Genomic DNA, 20,089 nt, shown 5'->3' with positions numbered 1-20,089 from the left:
TATTTTGTGCGGAATTTCTTAACCCCGCGACTTATAAGGCCCAACGGCGTGTCAACTGCCAGGGTAAAAAATTCGAGATTTTGATCGACCGCTGATTTTTCGCACATCGCTGTGTTTTTTCCCGACAACCGACTAGCGGCGGAGCGACAGAGAGAGAAAAACCGATGGGGGCAAGTTAACAGGCGCGCAATCGCCTTGCGCGCCAGCGGGTTACTTTTTCACGTGACGGGTATGCACCATGTAGTTCACATCGACGCCGCGGCCGAGGCGAAACTTGTCGCTCAGCGGGTTGTAGTGCAGGCCGATGATGTGCTGCTCGCGCAGCGCGGTTTCGTCGACCCAGCCCAGCAGTTCGGACGGACGGATAAATTTCTTCACGTCGTGGGTGCCGCGCGGCACCATGCGCAGCACATACTCCGCGCCGAACACCGCCATCAGCCAGGCCTTCGGGTTGCGGTTGATGGTTGAGAAGAACACCTCGCCGCCCGGCTTCACCAGACGGGCGCAGGCGTGCACCACCGAACGCGGATCCGGCACGTGCTCCAGCATCTCCATGCAGGTCACCACGTCATACTGGCCGGCGAACGCCTCGGCGTGATCTTCTACCGTCTGCTGCACGTAGTCGAGCGTCACCCCCTGTTCCAGCGCGTGCAGGCGCGCCACCTGCAGCGGTTCGGCGCCCATATCAAGACCGGTCACCTCGGCGCCTTCGCGCGCCATGCTCTCCGCCAGGATGCCGCCGCCGCAGCCGACGTCCAGCACTTTTTTGCCGAACAGACCGTTGCTGTGCTGCGCGATAAAGCCCAGGCGCAGCGGGTTAATGCGGTGCAGAGGCTTGAATTCGCCTTCCAGATCCCACCAGCGTGAGGCGACCGCCTCAAACTTAGCGATTTCCTGCGCATCGACGTTGGGCTGCGTTTCCTGCGGTTGTGCATTCATTGAATCATTACTCCAGAAAAAATGTTGACTGAGTATAAACGCTTATTGCTTTCGGGGGCACCTTTCCGGCGCGACGAAAAGCGCCGGAAAACGGCGGTTAACGTTCACCAGCGGGCTGGTGTGTGATATACTTTCGCACCTTTAAAATCCGGGCATATGTAGAGGGAATGCGGCTCCATGAGCGACCTTGCAAGAGAAATTACACCGGTCAATATCGAAGAAGAGTTAAAGAGCTCCTATCTCGATTACGCCATGTCGGTCATTGTTGGCCGAGCCTTACCCGATGTTCGTGACGGCCTGAAGCCTGTCCACCGCCGCGTGCTCTACGCGATGAGCGAACTGGGTAACGACTGGAACAAACCCTATAAGAAATCCGCCCGTGTGGTCGGTGACGTCATCGGTAAATATCACCCGCACGGGGATTCCGCCGTTTACGACACCATCGTCCGCATGGCTCAGCCTTTCTCCCTGCGTTACATGCTGGTGGACGGACAGGGCAACTTCGGTTCCGTCGACGGCGACTCCGCCGCGGCGATGCGTTATACCGAAGTGCGCATGTCGCGTATCGCGCACGATCTGCTGGCAGACCTGGAAAAAGAGACCGTCGACTTCGTACCGAACTATGACGGCACCGAGCAGATCCCTGAAGTTCTGCCGACCAAAATCCCCAACCTGCTGGTGAACGGTTCCTCCGGCATCGCGGTAGGGATGGCGACCAATATTCCGCCGCACAACCTGACGGAAGTGATCAACGGCTGCCTCGCCTATATCGACGACGAAGATATCAGCGTCGAAGGATTGATGGAGCACATTCCGGGGCCCGATTTCCCGACCGCCGCCATCATCAACGGCCGTCGCGGCATTGAAGAGGCGTATCGCACCGGACGCGGCAAGATTTACATCCGCGCGCGCGGTGAAGTGGAAACCGACGCCAAAACCGGCCGCGAAACCATCGTGGTGCACCAGATCCCTTACCAGGTCAACAAAGCGCGTCTGATTGAGAAGATCGCCGAGCTGGTAAAAGAGAAGCGCGTCGAAGGCATCAGCGCACTGCGCGACGAGTCGGACAAAGACGGCATGCGCATCGTGATTGAAGTGAAGCGCGATGCGGTCGGCGAAGTGGTGCTGAACAATCTCTACTCGCTGACGCAGCTGCAGGTCTCATTCGGCATCAACATGGTGGCGCTGCATCAGGGCCAGCCGAAGATCATGACGCTGAAGGAGATCCTCGAAGCCTTTGTGCGCCATCGTCGCGAAGTGGTCACGCGCCGTACTATTTTCGAACTGCGCAAAGCGCGCGACCGCGCGCACATCCTTGAAGGTCTGGCGATCGCGCTGGCTAACATCGATCCGATTATCGAACTGATCCGTCGCGCGCCGAACCCGGCCGAAGCGAAAGCGGGCCTGATCGCGCAGGCGTGGGATCTGGGCAACGTCGCCGCCATGCTGGAGCGCGCGGGCGACGACGCCGCGCGTCCGGAGTGGCTGGACGACGAGTTCGGCATCCGCGACGGTCGCTACTACCTGACTGAACAGCAGGCGCAGGCGATCCTCGATCTGCGTCTGCAGAAGCTCACCGGACTTGAGCATGAAAAACTGCTCGATGAGTACAAAGAGCTGCTGGAGCAGATCGCCGAGCTGCTGAATATCCTGATGAACGCCGAGCGTCTGATGGAAGTGATCCGGGAAGAGCTGATCGCCATGCGCGACCAGTTCGGCGACGAACGCCGCACCGAGATCACCGCCAACAGCGCCGACATCAACATCGAAGACCTGATCAATCAGGAAGATGTGGTGGTTACGCTGTCGCATCAGGGCTATGTGAAGTATCAGCCGCTTTCGGACTACGAAGCGCAGCGTCGCGGCGGCAAAGGCAAGTCGGCGGCGCGCATCAAAGAAGAGGATTTTATCGACCGTCTGCTGGTGGCCAACACCCACGACACCATCCTCTGCTTCTCCAGCCGCGGCCGTCTCTACTGGATGAAGGTCTACCAGTTGCCGGAAGCGAGCCGCGGGGCGCGCGGTCGTCCGATCGTCAACCTGCTGCCGCTGCAGCCTGACGAACGCATTACCGCCATCCTGCCGGTGCGCGAATACACCGAAGGCTTCAACATCTTTATGGCGACCGCCAGCGGCACCGTGAAGAAAACGGCGCTGCAGGAGTTCAGTCGTCCGCGCAGCGCGGGCATCATCGCGGTGAACCTGCGCGAAGATGACGAGCTGATCGGCGTGGCGCTGACCAACGGCAACGACGAGGCGATGCTCTTCTCTGCCGGCGGCAAAGTGGTGCGCTTCGCAGAGAATGCCGTTCGCGCCATGGGCCGTACCGCCTCGGGCGTGCGCGGCATCAAGCTGGCGGAAGGGGATCGCGTGGTGTCGCTGATCGTGCCGCGTGAAGAGGGCGCCATTCTGACCGTGACGCAAAACGGCTACGGCAAGCGTACCGCGATTAGCGAGTACCCGACCCGTTCGCGCGCCACCCAGGGCGTGATCTCCATTAAAGTCACCGAACGTAACGGTCCGGTGATTGGCGCGGTGCAGGTGGTGGACAGCGATCAGATCATGATGATCACCGATGCCGGCACGCTGGTGCGCACCCGCGTCTCCGAGGTCAGCATCGTCGGCCGTAACACTCAGGGCGTGATCCTGATCCGTACCGCGGAAGATGAGAACGTAGTGGGTCTGCAGCGCGTGGCCGAACCGGTGGAAGAGGAAGAGCTCGACGCTATCGACGGTAGCGTAGCGGAAGGCGAGGAAGATATCGCGCCGGAAGCGGAAGCTGAAGACGACGCGCCGGAAGCGGACGAAGAAGAGTAACGCTTCACGCTTGCGCCGCCGCCAGGGAAGGCGGCACTCAATTTTACGGCAGGAAAGGGCAACCCGACCTGCCGTTGCTTTTTGCGGCGCGGCACGTTAAGCGCAGATGCCGACTGGCTTTTCTCCCCTGATAAAGCTAGTGTAATGAGCATTCTGAAGCCAGCCCGTCATTAACCTTGCCGTAGTGAGTTTCCCTTGAAATATCTGGTCTCTTTCCGAACCACGCTGCGCATCTCGCGCTACCTGTTCCGTGCGCTGGCGCTGCTGCTCTGGACGCTGGGCGCGGTGCTGACCACCTTCTTTATCATCAGCGTGCTGCATGACAAAGAGAGCAGCGTACGGCAAGAGTTCGCCAGCAACTATGGCCAGGCGGAATGGTATGTGCGCCACTCCGCCGACATAATGCGCGAGCTGAAGTACATCACTGAAAATCGCCTCACCAGCGCCAGCAGCGGCCTGGATATGATTAACGGTGTGCTGCCGGGCAAATCGACGCTGCCGCAGTTTACGCCGCTCTTTTCCGACGGCGACTGCTCCTCGATGAGCAATACCTGGCGCAACTCGCTCGATTCGCTCAGTTACTACATTAACTACTGGAAAAGCAACTTCGCCTCCACCTACGAGCTGAACCGCGTCTTTTTCATCGGCGGCGAAAGCCAGTGCCTGGCGGACTTCACTATCGGCAGCAGCAACGTGGATCGCGAACGCAGCCTCAAGGCGCTGCGCGAGCGCGTGCTGCGCTATCGCAACGGCAACGACGAAGAGCGCCGCAACCCCGTCTACTGGATTAACGCCAGCGCGCAGCCCGGTGTCGGCACCTTTTATATGATGGTGCCGGTTTACGTCGCCAATAAGCTGCAGGCGCTGCTGGGCGTCGAGCAGAATATCCGGCTGGACGAGTTTATTCAGCCCGGCAGCCTGCCGGTGGTGGCCACCATTATCGATGAAAATTACCGGCCGCTGCTGACGTCGCGTCGCGGCGGCGCCGGCTTCTCGCTTAACGATCTGTCGGACGACACCAGCTGGTTCGGTTATCTTGACGGCTATCGCCAGCTGGTGCTGAAAAAGCCGCTGCCGCCTTCCGATCTCAACGTGGTGTGGTCGGTGTCGACCCGCGTGCTGGTGGATCAGCTCAAGCTGATGATCATCAACGCGCTGCTGCTCAATCTGCTCAGCGCGATTGTGCTTTTTACCCTGGCCTGGCTGTTTGAGCGCCGGATGTTCCTGCCCGCCGAGGAGAATGCGCACCGGCTGGAGGAGCATGAGCAGTTCAACCGCAAAATCGTCGCCTCGGCGCCGGTGGGCATCTGCATTCTGCGCACCCGCGACGGCACCAATATTCTCAGCAACGAGCTGGCGCACAACTACCTGACGCTGCTGACGCAGGAAGATCGCCAGCGGCTCAATGAAATTATCGGCAGTCAGCAGGTCAACTTCGTCGACGTGCTGACCGGCAGCAACACCAACCTGCAGATCAGCTTTGTGCACTCGCGCTACCGCAACGAAAACGTGGCGATCTGCGTGCTGGTGGACGTCTCCGCGCGCGTGCGCATGGAGCAGTCGCTGCAGGAGATGGCGCAGGCGGCGGAACAGGCGAGCCAGTCGAAGTCAATGTTCCTCGCCACCGTCAGCCACGAGCTGCGCACGCCGCTCTACGGCATTATCGGCAACCTCGACCTGCTGCAGACTAAGCAGCTGCCGAAAGAGGTCGATTCGCTGGTCACCGCGATGAACAACTCGTCGAGTCTGCTGCTGAAGATCATCAGTGACATTCTCGACTTCTCCAAGATTGAGTCGGAGCAGCTGAAGATCGAGCCGCGTCCCTTCTCGCCGCGCGAAGTCCTCAGCCATATCGCCGGCAACTATCTCTCGCTGGTGATGAAAAAGCGGCTGACGCTTTACTGCTTTATCGAGCATGACGTGCCGCTGGCGCTGGATGGCGATCCGCTGCGGCTGCAGCAGGTGATCTCCAACCTGCTTAACAACGCCATCAAGTTCACCCACACCGGCTGCATTATTCTGCATGCCTATGTGAAAGAGGGCTATCTGGCGTTTCGCATTCGCGATACCGGCGTGGGGATTCCAGGCAAAGAGGTTACGCGGCTGTTCGATCCTTTCTTCCAGGTGGGCAACGGCGTGCAGCGCAACTTCCAGGGCACCGGCCTGGGCCTGGCTATTTGCGAAAAGCTGACCAATATGATGGATGGCGATATCGAGGTGGACTCCGAGCCCGGCATGGGCAGCCAGTTTATCGTGCGTATTCCGGTCTATAACGGCCAGCACCCTGCGCCGCCGCTGCTCGACGGGCTGCATGACAAAACCCTGTGGATCGATATGCGCAACGACTATCTCGCCAGTTTTATCGAGCGCGATCTGCAGCAGCAGGGCATCGCTATCCTGCCGTATAACGGCAAAGGCGGCAGCGACGACGTGCTGATCACCGACTATGAGCCAGAAGGCGAGCAGACGCTACGGGCGGTCATTATCTTCAGCGGCGCCCATATCGATATGCCGCGTGAAATCGCGCCGGGACGCTGGCTGCACAGCACGGCGACGCCGCACGAGCTGCCGAGCCTGCTGGCGCGTATCTACCGCATCGCCATTCAGAGCGACACGGCGACCAACCTTGCGCTCTCTGCGCCGGCAGAAGAGGTGATCAGCAACGACGATATTATGATCCTGATTGTCGACGACCATCCCATTAACCGCATGCTGCTGTCGGAGCAGCTCGGTACGCTGGGCTATCAGGTGAAAACCGCTCAGGACGGCGTCGACGCGCTTAACGTCATCAGCCGCAGCGAGATCGATATCGTGCTGAGCGACGTCAACATGCCGAATATGGACGGCTACCGGCTGACGCAGCGGCTGCGTCAGCTTGGTCACGTTTTCCCGGTGATCGGCGTTACCGCCAACGCGCTGGCAGAAGAGAAGCAGCGCTGTATGGAGGCCGGCATGGATAACTGCCTGTCGAAACCGGTGACGCTGGACGTGCTGAAGACAACGCTGGCGGTTTACGCGGAGCGGGTAAGAAAAGCGCGGGAAGGGTAGGCGGACGTCAGCATCGTGACGCAAAGCAAAACCAGACGGCGCCTGAGCGCCGTCTGAACAACGCGTTAGTCTTTGTCGATCTGAGTTGCGCTGACGGAGGAGAGGTAGTTCAGCAGGGCGATATCGTTATCGACGCCCAGCTTCATCATCGCCGATTTTTTCTGGCTGCTGATGGTTTTGATGCTGCGGTTCAGTTTCTTGGCGATCTCCGTCACCAGGAAGCCTTCAGCGAACAGGCGCAGCACTTCGCTCTCTTTCGGCGACAGACGCTTGTCGCCATAGCCGCCGGCGCTGATCTTCTCCAGCAGTTTCGCGACGCTTTCCGGCGTGTACTTCTTGCCTTTTTGCAGCGCAGCCAGCGCTTTCGGCAGATCGGTCGGCGCGCCCTGTTTCAGCACGATGCCTTCGATATCCAGATCCAGCACGGCGCTCAGGATGGCCGGGTTGTTGTTCATGGTCAGAACAATAATCGACAGGTCCGGATAGTGACGTTTAATATATTTGATCAGCGTGATGCCATCGCCATATTTCTCGCCAGGCATGGAGAGATCGGTGATCAGAACGTTGGCGTCAAGCTTTGACAGGCTGTTAATCAGTGCTGTTGAGTCTTCGAACTCACCTACAACGTTGACCCATTCAATTTGTTCCAGAGATTTTCGGATACCGAAAAGAACAATTGGATGGTCATCGGCAATAATTACATTTAAGTTATTCATCTTATTGGTTACCTTGCTGCAGCAGTTCATTGACGTAAGCGTCAATGTCACTGGTGGTATTTGTAATGTTTGAATCGTCACATGCTTTGATGTGCAGTTCTAACTCTTCACAAAGCTGTTTGCCTGGCGTCAGGTTAAGCATGGCAAACACGCCTTTCAGGCGATGCGCTGTCTGAGCAAGCATGGCGTAGTCCTTTTCCGCCGACTCAGTATACAGTCTCTTTACATCAGGCGGTACTGTCTCGGTAAACAGCTGGAAGTAGCCGCCGCTGAGCAGCGGGGTTAATTCCTCGTCTTCTGTACTCTCATCCATGGAATCATGGGCCAGCTGTTGTTCAATCAAGGCCAGCAGCGCATCCTGCAGCGCATTGCTGAGATTGAAGTTGACCCGGTATTGCCGATCGTTTAGCGCGTGGTGACCCAGCTCATCCTCCGCCAGCAGCAGCGCCCAGCCGCTCAGCTTGTTGGGATCGTCGGTCACCAGCACGTCATGTTCCTGGCCTGACAGCCGCTCTTCGGGCGACAGGCAGCGCGCGCCCCAGTTCTCCAGATGGCGGCAGACGATTTTGTAGACATCCTCCACCTCGATCTCGATAAGCGCGGTCACGCCGTCCAGCAGCTTCTCCTCTTCCTCTTCCGGCCGCGGCTCTACCGCCAGCGGAAGCTGAATGCTGTAGCGCGTGCCGATATCCGGTTTGGCGGTAATTTCCAGACTGCCGCCCATCTGTTTGCACAGCTGCTTGCAGAGGAAAAAGGCCATGCCGGACGCCTGACCGTAGCGATCCTGACTGGTTTCGCCGAGGAACGGGAAGTCGGCGTTCGCCAGCTCGTCGACGGTCAGTCCTGCGCCGGTATCCACCAGCTGAATCAGCAGACGTTCCGGATGCGTTTCGTCGGCGCTCACCGTCAGCGAGATCTTGCCCCAGCGCGTGGTGGTCAGCGCATAGTGCATTAGCGTGGCGAGCACTTTACGCAGCGCGCGGCGGTCGCCGAAGCGCTGTTCATCATTGGGCTGCAGGTTATTCACCACCAGCGACAGGCCCTTGCGGCGCATCAGCGGCAGGCTTTCCAGCGCGACCTCGTCGAGCAACTCCTGCAGGCTGAAAACGCTGGCGTCTGGCGACCAGTCATGCGCCTCCAGGCGGTTAAGCAAAACGATGTCGTCCACCAGCCGCGCCAGACCCTGACTCTCGTCCAGCAGATCGAGCACGGTTTCATCTTCGTCACGCTGGCTCAGCTGCACCAGCTGCGCCACCACGTTTTCCAGCGGACGGTTAAGGGCGTGACCCAGATTTTGCAGCAGCTGCTGGCGCATCTGATGGTTGCGATCCAGCACCTGCTGCGCCTTCTGCAGCTTTTTATTCACCAGCAGCTCGCGATCCTGATCGCGCATCAAAAACAGCTGGGTATGCGGCGACAGCACGCTGCGCGCGTGGCGGATCTCATACACTTCGTTGTTGATGGTCGCCTGCAGCACGCCCTGATGCTGGTCGGACATATTAATGATTTTTTGCAGATTCAGATGCGGCAAAAGATGTTCTGCAATCTTATTGCTGAGGATGGTGCGGTTGCTGGCGAAGTCATACACCAGCAGACCGACCGGCAGGCTGGCGACGATCTCTTCATTGAGCACGCGCAGCGAATCGAGCTCCGCGCTCTGGTTTTCGCTCGGGCGCAGCGACTGCTGGCGCAGCAGCGTCATGCCGGCGAAAGAGAGCAGAAACAGCAGCAGGTTCACCAGCAGCGGCCACAGCAGATTATGCAGCGTATCCATCATCAGGCTGGTGAGCGGCACGCGATAGACCAGCTGCAGCGGCGTGCTCGGCAGGGTAGCGGCAATCTCCAGATCGGGATTAACGAGGGCGATCTGCGTGCTCTCGCTCTCTTCCTGACCGCTTGCGGCGGGCAGCGCGGTGTCCTGGCGCAGCTGGAAGTTTTCGATCGGCATGTTCTGCGGCGTCAGATCGTTGATCGGCAGGTCGAAGGCGACCACCGTTGCCAGATGGCCCGGCTGGTTAAAGGTGGTGCGCAGGGTAAAGTAGTGGTCGTTCTGAAACGAGAAGTGGCGCAGCGGCGAGAAGCTTTCGCGCTCGTCCAGCGCGTTGGCCTGCTGCAGCATCTCGGCGCGACGGCCATCCACCAGCGAACTGATGGCGCTCTCTTTATAGCGCGTCGCCATATCCTTCAACGGCAGGGTAGAGATCATGATCAGGCTGTTGTCCTGACCGTTAAGGAAATACATTGACCAGGACGGGTTTTCCGCGCCCCACAGCGTATCGAGGTAGCTCGACATGCGCATGGTCATATCGAGCGTGCTGCTATCGTGCGAGCCGAAGATCAGCGCTTCGGTTTTGCGGCGGGTTTTTTCCAGATAGTAGACGTCCGGACGCAGCCGCGTCTCCTGCAGGCTGCTGTTCGGCGAGCTTCCCGCCGCGCTGGTGGCGAGATTCTCGTAAATTTGCCAGGTGGCGAAGCGATAGGCGTCGATGCGCTTTTGCGTCGCGCGCGCCAGATCGGCCATGGCATAGCGTTTCTCGGTCAGCCAGGCGTTGACCGAGTTGTGGACCATAAAGCCCAGCGCCAGCAGCAGCACCAGATTGAAAATCACAAAAAAGCGGGTGACATTGCCGGATGTCAGTGGAAACTTAAAGGGCAACATAGCGTGTCAGGCACCTGAAATCATCGCGCAACCAGTCGGGCACTGGCGGCCACAGCCAGCAGCAGCAGCGCGATGAGCAGAAAGGCACCGCTGAGGCTCAGCCATTGAGAAATAAATCCGATTAAGGCCGGACCTGAGAGAATACCCGCATATCCCAGCGTTGTCATGGCGGAAATCCCCAGATTCGAGGGCATATCCTGTTGATTCCCGACAGCATTGAATAACATCGGCACCGTATTGGATAAACCGAAGCCCACCAGCAGGAAAGCGAGCAGCGCCATCTGCGGCCAGGGCAGAAAAACCGCCAGCGCCAGGCCGGCCGATGCGGTCAGCGCGCCCGTCAGCATCACGGGAAAACGGCCGAAGCGGTGAATAATGCGGTCGCCGGTCAGGCGGCCGATGGTCATTGCCACCGAGAAGACCGCATAGCCGAGCCCGGCGTGCGCGGTGGACATGGCGGGACGCTGCAGCAGCAGCAGCGCGCCCCAGTCAAGCACGGCGCCTTCGGCGAGAAACAGAATAAAGCAGAGCAGGCCGAGAAAGGCGACGAAGCCGCGCGGCACCACCAGCCACGGCTGATCGGGCTGATGCAGGCGCTCGCGCATCAGCGTCGGCAGGCTGGCCGCCAGCAGCAGCGCCATCAGAAGCAGCACCAGCGCCACCGACGACAGACCGGCGCCCAGCAGCAGGCTGATCGCGCCCGCGCCCAGAATGCCGCCGAGGCTAAAGAAGCCATGGAAGCCGGACATCATCGGCTTGCCGGCAGCTTTTTCCACCTCGACCGCCTGCACGTTCATCGCCACGTCCAGCATGCCCAGCCCGGCGCCGAAAACTATCAGCGCCGCGGCCATTATCCACATGACCTCCAGCGTCGCCAGCAGCGGCAGCATCGCCAGAATCACCAGCGTCGAACCGAACATGACCCGGCGGCAGCCGAAACGGCCTACCAGCGCGCCTGTCACCGGCATCGCCGCCAGCGAACCGATGCCGAGACAGAGCAGCAGCGCGCCCAGCGACGCGCCGTTCAGCGCCAGCCGCTCGCTGGCGAAGGGCACCAGCGGCGCCCAGGAGGACATGCCGAGACCGGCGATAAGAAAAACGAGGCGTGTTCCCAGACTGACTCGGCTGTGAAGTTTCCTGGCTGGGGCGGCGTCCATTGCGGTCATAGTGATATTCGTGAGTATTAAAGCGACGAAGTGTAGCATCAAAGCCGCAGCCGCATGCGCTGCCGGGAAGGGCAGAGTAGCGATAAAGCGGCGTGAAAGTTGGCATTTTAACGACTTTTACCCCGCCTCTGAACTTTTCCAGAACTTTCCTGGCACCTTTCCGAAAAAACTGATGACCTGAGCGTCACTTTTCACCCTCGCAGGTTACGTTTTTAACCCGTCTGGCCAGAGATGACGTCACCAGCCACTGACTCGGCGCTATCGGTAAGGCGATGATATTCTGAACGCTTTGTGGCGATATTTTCCGGCGCGCGGCAGTGCGTCTAAATAAGACGGGTAGCCTGTGAAAAGAGGAGCTTTATTACGGTGATAAATTAACATGGGAAATATTCAGAAGGTTAATTAGCCAGACGTGCGATTATTAGCAATAAATGCCGGTCGTCGGCAACGTTATTTTAGCGTCGTTAATTAAGTTTACTTTCGGGTAGAGTAGAAGGGACAAATTCTGGGCAAAAAAATGCCGGACATACAGGTCCGGCGGGAAATTAGGGTAAACATCTCATTCGGGGTGAATGAAGGTAATAATGAAATAAATGATGATAGCGGGATCTATTGTATTCTCAGATGACGTATATGTTTTATCATTCAGTGCTCATATAACACCGTATGTAACAGCATGAAAGTAAAAGTATAAAAAACGGTTTGATATTTTGTGCGATAATTTTTATCGATACGTGCTGGTTATTAGTTCCGCAAAATTTACATATGGAAATAACTGTTTCGCATTATGAAACAGTTTTGGAAATTTCGTAGCATTTTCGTGATGGCTTATTGCTCTTTATAAAATAACAATGGCGTGCCGGCTGAATTTTTAAGCGTTCAGCTCGCAGTGGCAAAAATAAGGCATATAACAGAGGGCAATAAAATGAAACGTCGCGTTCTCTCCCTGATGATCCCTGCGCTGCTGGTCGCAGCGGGTTCTGCAAGCGCAGCGGAAATCTACAACAAAGACGGCAACAAATTAGACCTGTTCGGTAAAGTCGACGGTCTGCACTATTTCTCAGACAACGACGGTAATGACGGCGATCAGTCTTACCTGCGCTTCGGCTTCAAAGGCGAAACCCAGATTTCCGACCAGCTGACCGGTTACGGCCAGTGGGAATATCAGGCGGCGCTGAACACGTCGGAAGACGAAGGCACCGCTAACAGCTACACGCGCGTTGGCTTCGCCGGTATCAAGTTCGGCGATGCGGGCTCGTTCGACTACGGTCGCAACTACGGCGTAGCATACGACATCGGCGCATGGACCGACGTCCTGCCGGAGTTCGGTGGCGACACCTACGGCGCGGATAACTTTATGTTCCAGCGCGGCAACGGCATGGCGACCTACCGCAACTCTAACTTCTTTGGCCTGGTAGACGGCTGGAACTTCGCCGTTCAGTATCAGGGTAAAAACGACAATCCGAGCCGTGAAACCACCGGCCGCGACGTGCTGGGCGAGAACGGCGACGGCTGGGGCCTGAGCACTACCTACGATCTCGGCTCTGGCCTGGGTATCGGCGCGGCGATGTTCTCGTCTGACCGTACCAACAATCAGAACGGCGGCGATCCGGCCATTCTGGGTCGCGGCGACAAAGCGGAAGTCTACACTGGCGGTCTGAAGTATGACGCCAACAATATCTACCTGGCGGCGATGTACAGCCGTTCCTATAACGCTAGCCGCTTCGGCTCTACTGACGACGACATCCATGGTTTCGCTGATAAAGCGGATAACTGGGAGCTGGTGGCGCAGTATCAGTTCGACTTCGGCCTGCGTCCCTCCCTGGCGTTCGTGACCTCACGTGGCACCGACATTCAGAACTGGGGCAAACAGAATCTGAAAAAATATGTTGATGTGGGCGCGACCTACTACTTCAACAAAAACATGTCCACCTACGTTGATTACCAGATCAACCTGATGGACGACAATGACTTCACCGACGCGGCCGGCATCAACACCGACGATACCGTGGCGCTGGGTCTGGTTTATCAGTTCTAAACCGGCCAGGAGCGTAGCCTGCGGGCTACGCTCCCGTTTGCAGAATCGCCGCCAGCGCGGCGGCTAAATCCTCGGTTACCGCTTCCGGCTCTTCTCCCCGCTGCGTCCGCACAATGGCGCCTTCCGCCAGCAACATAATCTGTCCGATTTTGCCGCGTTCACTTTGCGCCAGCCTGCGGGCGATGGCGTCTGCCATCTCTTGCTTATGTTGCCGGATCAGCGCGCTGATTTCAGGCAGGCTCTCGCCCAGCTCCGCGCTGGCGTTGATAAAGGCGCAGCCGCGGAAATCCGCTTCGCTAAACCAGCTTTTTAGCGCGGCGGGCAGGGCGTCCTGCAGAGAGGGCGTCTGCGCCAGCGCCTGCTGGAATCCCTGCATCCAGCGCTGATGCCGCTGCTCCAGCGCCGCTGCGATCAGCTGGTTTTTCGCCGGGAAGTGGCGGTAGAAGGTCACCTTGGTCACGCCCGCCTCTGCGATCACGCGATCGACGCCGGTGGCGCGAATGCCCTGCTGGTAGAAGAGCCGCTGCGCCGCAGTCAGGATGCGGTCGCGGGCGGCGGCGGCGGGATCGAAAACAAGCGGAGCGAGCATAATCAGTCCTCCCATTTTTTTAGTAGACAGAATTGTCTACATGCAGCAGAGTAAAGCAAGTAGACAAACCTGTCTACCTACTGACTTTAGCCGCAGGAGACGACAATGCTGCTTCCTCCCTTTAATGAACAGAGCGCAATCGAAAAAGTACGTATGGCGGAAGATGCCTGGAACAGCCGCGATCCGCAGCGGGTGTCGCAGGTTTATAGCCTGGAGACGCGCTGGCGCAACCGCAGCGAAAGCGTGCAGGGGCGTGACGCGGTGGTGGCGTTTCTCAGCCGCAAATGGATCCGAGAGCTGGATTACCGGCTGATCAAAGAGCTATGGGCGTGGCACGATGACCGGCTGGCGGTGCGCTTTGCCTATGAATGGCATGACGACAGCGGCAACTGGTTTCGCAGCTACGGCAATGAGAACTGGCGCTTCGGCGCTGACGGCCTGATGACTGAACGTTTCGCCTGCATCAACGACCTGCCGATAGCGGCCAGCGAACGACGTTTTCACTGGCCGCTCGGCAGACGCCCGGACGAGCATCCGGGTCTGAGCGAACTGGGGATGTAACTACGACTGCAGCGTCCGCCTGCGGCTGGCCGCAGGCGGCGTTTTTGGCTGCGGCGGGGCGCTGCCCTCAAATCCTACTCCCGCCAGGGTGAACGCGGAAAAACTCAGCCACTGCTGCCACTGACCGAGCGTTGATGACGATTTACGCATGCTGCACCTCCCGGAATTAAACCCGGTCTAAACAGTGCACTATTCATGCCAGCTCGATCGCTCTCACAGCCACGGATTTCCCGCCCGCTTTGCTACACTGCCGCAGCATTTTGGTGCACACCTGCTCAACGCTGGCGCGCCGCGCCCCAGTCAAGGCGCTTTTGACGCCGCTGTTGCAGCAGCTTAACAATACTGAAAATAAATAGTCCGCCTGCGAACGCGAGAATCAGATAGATCATTGGGGCCTCCTGTTATCAGCCGGTTCCCTGCCAGAGAGTGGGTCAGGCAGTGCGGGTTTACAAGCCGCTTTTGACTACTTTACTAACGGCTTATGCTTTGTTTCAGGCTGGAATATAGCGTTACAGATGAGGTAAGAATGCGATACTGGAATATTCTGCTAATGACAGCGGCAGTTTGCGCCCTGAGCGCCTGCGACAGCAAAACGCCGTCGCAGGCGATGGTGCTGGAAGGCAAAACCATGGGCACGGTATGGCGCGTGTCGCTGGCGGGCGTCGACGTCGCGCGCAAAGCGCAACTGCAGCAGGCGATCCAGCAGCAGCTTGATACGGATGACCATACTCTGTCGACCTGGAAAACCGATTCCGTGCTGTCGCGCTTTAACCGCTATCAGGGCGACGCGCCGCAGCCGGTCAGCGCCGATATGGCGGATATCGTCACCGAGGCATTGCGTATCGGCGCGAAAACCGGCGGCGCGATGGATATCACCGTGGGGCCGCTGGTGAATCTCTGGGGCTTCGGCCCGGCGAAACAGCCTGCGCATAGCCCGACGGAGGCGGAGATCGCCGCCGCGAAGGCGCAAACCGGGCTACAGCACCTGCGCGTTCTCGAAACGGTGGAGGGGCAGTGGCTGCAGAAAGATCTGCCGGGACTCTATGTCGATCTCTCTACTATGGGCGAAGGCTACGCTACCGACCACCTGGCGCGCCTGATGGAGCGCGAAGGGATCAACAACTATCTGGTTTCGGTCGGCGGCGCGGTATTGAGCCGTGGAGAGAACGCGCAGGGCCAGCGCTGGCGCGTGGCGATCCAGAAACCCACCGACAGCGAAAACGCCGTGCAGGCGCGGGTTGACTTGCAGGGGCACGGCATCAGCACATCCGGCAGCTATCGCAACTATTATGAACTGGATGGCAAACGTATTTCACACGTCATCGATCCGGCGACCGGACGCCCCATTGAGCACAAGCTGGTTTCCGCCACGGTGATCGCCACCACGGCGCTGGAAGCTGACGGCTGGGATACTGGCCTGATGGTGCTGGGCAGTGAGAAGGCGAAGGCGCTGGCGCTGCAGCAGCAGCTGGCGGTCTACCTTATCAGTAAAGAGGGCGATAAATTCGTCAGCTGGATGTCGCCGCAGTTCAAAGCTTTTTTGATCGACGGCGAATAACAGCGCAAGGGGGAATAATGCTTGATCTGTTTAGTGAAGAAGCGCCGTGGCAGGAGCCGCTGGCGGACGGCGCGACCATTTTGCGACGCCGCGCGCGCGACGACGCGCCGGCGCTGATAGAGGCGCTGCTGGCGGTGGCGCAGCAGAATCCGTTCCACCATCGCATCACGCCGGGCGGCCACCGCATGTCGGTGGCGATGACCAACTGCGGCGACTTCGGCTGGTCAAGCGACTCGCGCGGCTATCAGTACACCGAGCAGGACGCGGAAAATGGCCGCAAGTGGCCGCCGATGCCGCCGCTGTTCCGCCAGCTCGCGCTCGACTGCGCGCGCGAGGCGGGATTTCCGCAGTTCGCTCCCGACGCCTGCCTGATCAACCGCTACGAGCCTGGCGCAAAGCTGACGCTGCATCAGGATAAAGATGAGCGCGATCTGCGTCAGCCGATCGTGTCGGTGTCGCTGGGGCTGCCGGCGGTGTTTCAGTTCGGCGGCTTCGCGCGCGGCGACGCCACCCAGCGCGTGCTGCTGGAGCATGGCGACGTGGTGGTATGGGGCGGACCCTCGCGTCTGCGCTACCACGGCATTTTGCCGCTTAAGCCCGGCGATCATCCGCTGGCCGGCGCGTTCCGTTACAACCTGACCTTCCGCCGCGCCTTCTGAGCGCGGCGCGATTGCGAATAACTATTGCTATCATTACGCATCGCTTTAAACTGCTGGCTGCTTTCCTGACTGCTGGACTTTGTTATGGCGTTGCTCAAGGTTGTTTTCCGCCAGTTTCGCTGGCCTTTTATCGGCGTGATCCTGCTGACGCTGCTCAGCGCCGTGCTCGGCATCGCCATGATCGCCTATATCAACAGCGAAATGATCTCGGCCATCAATACTTCCTTCTCCGTTCTGCCTGGCTTTTTGCTGCAGCTAGTGCTGCTGATGGCGGTGACGCTCGCCGCCCAGCTGGCGCTGACGCTGCTGGGGCACCAGTTTGTCTGGCGGCTGCGCGGCGAATTTATCAAACGTATTCTGGATACCCGCGTCGAGCGGCTGGAGCAGATCGGTAACGCGCAGCTGCTGGCCGGGCTGACCAGCGATATTCGCGCCATCACCATCGCCTTCGTCCGCCTGCCGGAGCTGATTCAGGGCATTATCATCACGCTGGGATCGGCAATTTATCTCGCCTGGCTCTCGCCTAAAATGCTGATGGTCTCCAGCCTGTGGATGGCGGTCACGCTGGTGGGCGGCTGGCTGCTGGTGTCGCGCGTTTATCGCCATATGGCGAAACTGCGCGAGGTAGAAGATGATCTCTATCGCGATTTCCAGACGGTGACGGAAGGGCGTAAAGAGCTGCATCTGAACCGCGAGCGCGCCCAGCTGATCTACGAAACCGTTTATCAGGAAGATGCGAAAGCCTACCGCCACCATATCGTGCGCGCCGACACCTACCACCTTAGCGCGGTGAACTGGTCGAATATCATGACGCTCGGCGCTATCGGCATGGTGTTTTTTATGGCCAACAGCCTGGGGTGGGCGAACACCGCGGTGGCGGCAACCTTCTCGCTGACGCTGCTATTCCTGCGCACGCCGCTGCTGTCGGCGGTCGGCGCGCTGCCGACGCTGCTCAGCGCCCAGGTGGCGTTTCGCAAGCTTAACGCCTTCGACCTTGCGCCCCATCAGGAGGGCTTCCATACGCTGCCGCCGCTGGCGGAGTGGCACACGCTTGAGCTGCGCGACGTCTGCTTCCACTACGGACAAAACGGTTTTGAGGTCGGCCCCATCAACCTGACGCTACGGCGCGGTGAGCTGGTGTTTTTGATTGGCGGCAACGGCAGCGGCAAGTCGACGCTGGCGATGCTGCTGACCGGCCTCTACCAGCCGCACAGCGGCACGCTGCTGCTGGACGGCGAGCCGATCGGCGCGCAAGAGCTGGATCGCTGGCGCAAGCACTTTTCCGCCGTGTTTACCGACGTGCACCTGTTCGATCGGCTGATCGGACGCGAAGGCGCGCCCGCGAATCCTAAGCTGGTGCAGGCCTGGCTTGAGCGCCTGAAGATGCAGGACAAGCTGAAAATCGAAGGCAACAAAATACTCAACCTGCAGCTGTCGAAAGGGCAGAGCAAGCGGGTCGCGCTGCTGCTGGCGGCGGCGGAAGAGCGCGACGTGCTGCTGCTGGACGAGTGGGCGGCGGATCAGGATCCCCATTTCCGCCGCGTCTTCTATCGCGAACTGCTGCCCTGGCTGCAGGCGTCGGGCAAAACCGTGTTCGCCATCAGCCATGACGACCACTATTTTATGCATGCTGACCGTCTGCTGGAGATGCGCGAAGGCAAACTCAGCGAGCTGACCGGACGCGAGCGCGACATGGCGACGCTGGACGCGGTGCAGCGTACCGACCTCACTTATCAGCAGGAAGAAAAGGCTTAGCGGAAAGGGGACGCCGCTGGTTTTTTATTACCTGCCGCAGGACAGGTCAGCAGCGTCAGCACCCGATCCGCCTCCAGCAGAAATTCCGCCTCCAGCCGCATACCGGCAGCAAATGCCGCGCTAAAGCTGTGGTTCAGCACGAGCACCGCTTTGCCTGCGGCGATATCCGCTTCCAGCAGACTGGCCTGAGGAAAATCCATCGGCTGATGCAGCTGCGGCCACAGCGCTTTATACAAACTCTCTTTCAGCGAAAACAGCAGGGTTGCGGCCTGTGAAAACGGCAGCGGCAGCGCGCGCAGCCGTACCTCTTCCTGGTCGCTCATCAGCAGCGCGGCGGTTTCCTCTGCGGTGCGCGGGCTCATCACGCTTTCAATATCGACGCCGATGCAGAGCGGCTGCCGGGTCACGGCCAGCGCCGCCGCGCCGTCGGTGTGCGACAGCGACGCCTGCACGCCGGGCGGCCAGATGGGCGACCGGTCGCTATGGTTTTGCAGCAGAAAGTCGGGGATGCCAATCCGGCCTGTCACCTCGCGCGCCAGCCAGCGGCTGGCCAGGTACTCGGCGCGGCGCTTTTTTACCGCCTGCCGCACAGCAGATGGAAGGGGCAGATTCCAGCGCGCGCTGAAGCTGTCGTCATAGAACGTCAGGTCGAAGCGCGCCTGCGCCAGCAGCACATCGTCATGGCGCAGATGCGCGCAGCGAATAAAGCCGCCTTCGGGAGGCGGCAGAGAAATAATCTGAGGATACATAAGGTTCCACGGCGGCGCGCAAAAGGGCATTAAAGCAGCCCGCCATGGTCGGGGCAACCGCTTAGTCGTTAGGCGGGATGGCAAAGCCCTTTACGGAAACCACGAAGTGATGGTGACCTTTAGTGATGCGCGCACCGCGATCGCACCAGCGCGAGGCCAGGCGAAAAAAATCATCGCTGCCGATATTGTAAGCCAGTTCCACTTTGCTGACGCCTGAATGAAGCAGTTCTTCCGCATCCTGCAGGCTCTTCGCTTTGATAACCATAGTGATATCCATCCGAAATTCAGAGGGATTAAGATTAAGGAATTTTTATGACAGTTTTGTTTCACTAAGGTTAAAAAACGCGGCGGCCTGCGATTTTTGTGAAGAAGATCAGGGTAGATTGCACAGAGTAAGCGGCTGAAGAGATAAGCGATATTTAATCTGGTGGGTAAATATCTGATACATCCCGCGTGGCTATAGTCAGTAAAAAGGCCGCCCGAGGCGGCCTTTGTGGGTTACTGCTTTTGATCCGGTTCAGGACGTTTGTCGCCTGACTCGGGCGCGTTGTTTGGATCGTCTTTTTCAATATAATGCATAAACTCTCCTCTTCGTTACCCACACAGAACTCAGTATAGACCATGTTTCTGCACGCAGAATGCGGAAGCCGAAGGAGGCGGAGCGTATGAGTCTGGGCGCAAGAGAGAAAAGGCTAACGGCAGGCATAAAAAAAGCAGCCTTAACAGGCTGCTTTAGTTGGGAATTTTGGTCGGCACGAGAGGATTTGAACCTCCGACCCCTGACACCCCATGACAGTGCGCTACCAGGCTGCGCTACGTGCCGAACAGTGGGGCT

15 protein-coding genes and 1 tRNA gene are annotated in these 20,089 nt (G+C 58.9%); 7 read left to right on the top strand and 9 right to left on the bottom strand.

Translation table 11 applies throughout. The features are described 5' to 3' along the window. Nucleotides 1-210: 210 nt before the first annotated feature. Nucleotides 211-939, bottom strand: a complete 729-nt coding sequence (gene ubiG / locus JS46_RS10360) for a bifunctional 2-polyprenyl-6-hydroxyphenol methylase/3-demethylubiquinol 3-O-methyltransferase UbiG (protein WP_033750429.1) — start codon at nt 937-939, stop codon at nt 211-213. 177 nt (nt 940-1,116) lie between these two features. Here ubiG and gyrA point away from each other — a divergent pair, with 177 nt between their 5' ends. Both gyrA and rcsC read left to right on the top strand, forming a co-directional pair. After that, a complete protein-coding gene (gene gyrA / locus JS46_RS10355) occupies nt 1,117-3,756 on the top strand; it encodes a DNA topoisomerase (ATP-hydrolyzing) subunit A (RefSeq protein ID WP_033750427.1) in 2,640 nt (879 codons plus the stop codon). A 195-nt stretch (nt 3,757-3,951) separates the two neighbouring features. Further along, on the top strand, nt 3,952-6,804 hold the full coding sequence (rcsC, locus tag JS46_RS10350; RefSeq protein WP_033750424.1) for a two-component system sensor histidine kinase RcsC: 2,853 nt from the start codon (nt 3,952-3,954) through the stop codon (nt 6,802-6,804). A 65-nt stretch (nt 6,805-6,869) separates the two neighbouring features. On the opposite strand, the gene rcsB is transcribed toward rcsC, so the two are convergent. The 3 genes from rcsB to JS46_RS10335 are packed head-to-tail and all read right to left on the bottom strand — an operon-like array spanning nt 6,870 to nt 11,345. Continuing rightward, nucleotides 6,870-7,520 (bottom strand): response regulator transcription factor RcsB, encoded by a 651-nt coding sequence (gene rcsB / locus JS46_RS10345; protein ID WP_033750421.1) that lies wholly within the window; start codon nt 7,518-7,520, stop codon nt 6,870-6,872. A 1-nt stretch (nt 7,521) separates the two neighbouring features. Beyond that, nucleotides 7,522-10,176, bottom strand: a complete 2,655-nt coding sequence (gene rcsD / locus JS46_RS10340; protein ID WP_033750759.1) for a phosphotransferase RcsD — start codon at nt 10,174-10,176, stop codon at nt 7,522-7,524. 23 nt (nt 10,177-10,199) lie between these two features. After that, a complete protein-coding gene (locus JS46_RS10335; protein WP_033750416.1) occupies nt 10,200-11,345 on the bottom strand; it encodes an MFS transporter in 1,146 nt (381 codons plus the stop codon). 925 nt (nt 11,346-12,270) lie between these two features. Between JS46_RS10335 and ompC the strand changes: the two genes are divergently transcribed. Next, nucleotides 12,271-13,383 (top strand): porin OmpC, encoded by a 1,113-nt coding sequence (ompC, locus tag JS46_RS10330; RefSeq protein WP_033750412.1) that lies wholly within the window; start codon nt 12,271-12,273, stop codon nt 13,381-13,383. A gap of 25 nt (nt 13,384-13,408) precedes the next feature. Here ompC and JS46_RS10325 read toward each other — a convergent pair whose 3' ends face one another. Then, entirely contained in the window at nt 13,409-13,972 is a 564-nt protein-coding gene (locus JS46_RS10325) for a TetR/AcrR family transcriptional regulator (RefSeq protein ID WP_033750409.1), read from the bottom strand. Between the two features lie 105 nt (nt 13,973-14,077). Between JS46_RS10325 and JS46_RS10320 the strand changes: the two genes are divergently transcribed. Further along, a complete protein-coding gene (locus tag JS46_RS10320) occupies nt 14,078-14,533 on the top strand; it encodes a nuclear transport factor 2 family protein (RefSeq protein ID WP_033750406.1) in 456 nt (151 codons plus the stop codon). Here JS46_RS10320 and JS46_RS24450 read toward each other — a convergent pair whose 3' ends face one another. Beyond that, nucleotides 14,534-14,683 (bottom strand): hypothetical protein, encoded by a 150-nt coding sequence (locus JS46_RS24450; RefSeq protein ID WP_187143656.1) that lies wholly within the window; start codon nt 14,681-14,683, stop codon nt 14,534-14,536. Between the two features lie 376 nt (nt 14,684-15,059). On the opposite strand from JS46_RS24450, the gene apbE reads away from it, so the two are divergent. The 3 genes from apbE to JS46_RS10305 all read left to right on the top strand — a co-directional run bounded on the left by apbE (nt 15,060) and on the right by JS46_RS10305 (nt 18,505). Further along, nucleotides 15,060-16,091, top strand: a complete 1,032-nt coding sequence (apbE, locus tag JS46_RS10315) for an FAD:protein FMN transferase ApbE (protein ID WP_033750403.1) — start codon at nt 15,060-15,062, stop codon at nt 16,089-16,091. 17 nt (nt 16,092-16,108) lie between these two features. Continuing rightward, the gene (gene alkB, locus JS46_RS10310; protein WP_033750400.1) at nt 16,109-16,750 is read left to right on the top strand and encodes a DNA oxidative demethylase AlkB; all 642 of its coding nucleotides are present in this window, start codon (nt 16,109-16,111) and stop codon (nt 16,748-16,750) included. Nucleotides 16,751-16,834: 84 nt separating this feature from the next. Further along, nucleotides 16,835-18,505: a multidrug ABC transporter permease/ATP-binding protein gene (locus tag JS46_RS10305; protein WP_033750397.1), complete on the top strand. Its 1,671-nt coding sequence runs from the start codon at nt 16,835-16,837 to the stop codon at nt 18,503-18,505. Here the strand turns inward: JS46_RS10305 and JS46_RS10300 are convergent. The 3 genes from JS46_RS10300 to JS46_RS10290 all read right to left on the bottom strand — a co-directional run bounded on the left by JS46_RS10300 (nt 18,502) and on the right by JS46_RS10290 (nt 20,077). Then, nucleotides 18,502-19,254, bottom strand: coding sequence for a 4'-phosphopantetheinyl transferase (locus JS46_RS10300; RefSeq protein ID WP_235212990.1), 753 nt, complete (start codon nt 19,252-19,254; stop codon nt 18,502-18,504). The genes JS46_RS10305 and JS46_RS10300 overlap by 4 nt on opposite strands. 61 nt (nt 19,255-19,315) lie before the next feature. Then, nucleotides 19,316-19,519: a hypothetical protein gene (locus JS46_RS10295; protein WP_033750392.1), complete on the bottom strand. Its 204-nt coding sequence runs from the start codon at nt 19,517-19,519 to the stop codon at nt 19,316-19,318. Between the two features lie 481 nt (nt 19,520-20,000). Continuing rightward, nucleotides 20,001-20,077: transfer RNA gene (locus tag JS46_RS10290), tRNA-Pro, on the bottom strand. Between the last annotated feature and the right edge of the window lie 12 nt (nt 20,078-20,089).

Source organism: Pantoea sp. NGS-ED-1003, from assembly GCF_000738765.1.
Lineage (GTDB): Bacteria > Pseudomonadota > Gammaproteobacteria > Enterobacterales > Enterobacteriaceae > Pantoea > Pantoea septica.
This window is presented reverse-complemented; position numbering and strand designations above follow the sequence as displayed.

Excerpts from the sequence above, each read along its gene's own strand:
- ubiG (WP_033750429.1), bottom strand. The coding sequence starts at position 939 with ATGAATGCACAACCGCAGGAAACGCAGCCCAACGTCGATGCGCAGGAA.
- gyrA (WP_033750427.1), top strand. The coding sequence starts at position 1,117 with ATGAGCGACCTTGCAAGAGAAATTACACCGGTCAATATCGAAGAAGAG.
- rcsB (WP_033750421.1), bottom strand. The coding sequence starts at position 7,520 with ATGAATAACTTAAATGTAATTATTGCCGATGACCATCCAATTGTTCTT.
- JS46_RS10335 (WP_033750416.1), bottom strand. The coding sequence starts at position 11,345 with ATGACCGCAATGGACGCCGCCCCAGCCAGGAAACTTCACAGCCGAGTC.
- ompC (WP_033750412.1), top strand. The coding sequence starts at position 12,271 with ATGAAACGTCGCGTTCTCTCCCTGATGATCCCTGCGCTGCTGGTCGCA.
- JS46_RS10325 (WP_033750409.1), bottom strand. The coding sequence starts at position 13,972 with ATGCTCGCTCCGCTTGTTTTCGATCCCGCCGCCGCCGCCCGCGACCGC.
- JS46_RS10320 (WP_033750406.1), top strand. The coding sequence starts at position 14,078 with ATGCTGCTTCCTCCCTTTAATGAACAGAGCGCAATCGAAAAAGTACGT.
- JS46_RS24450 (WP_187143656.1), bottom strand. The coding sequence starts at position 14,683 with ATGCGTAAATCGTCATCAACGCTCGGTCAGTGGCAGCAGTGGCTGAGT.
- apbE (WP_033750403.1), top strand. The coding sequence starts at position 15,060 with ATGCGATACTGGAATATTCTGCTAATGACAGCGGCAGTTTGCGCCCTG.
- alkB (WP_033750400.1), top strand. The coding sequence starts at position 16,109 with ATGCTTGATCTGTTTAGTGAAGAAGCGCCGTGGCAGGAGCCGCTGGCG.
- JS46_RS10305 (WP_033750397.1), top strand. The coding sequence starts at position 16,835 with ATGGCGTTGCTCAAGGTTGTTTTCCGCCAGTTTCGCTGGCCTTTTATC.
- JS46_RS10300 (WP_235212990.1), bottom strand. The coding sequence starts at position 19,254 with ATGTATCCTCAGATTATTTCTCTGCCGCCTCCCGAAGGCGGCTTTATT.
- JS46_RS10295 (WP_033750392.1), bottom strand. The coding sequence starts at position 19,519 with ATGGTTATCAAAGCGAAGAGCCTGCAGGATGCGGAAGAACTGCTTCAT.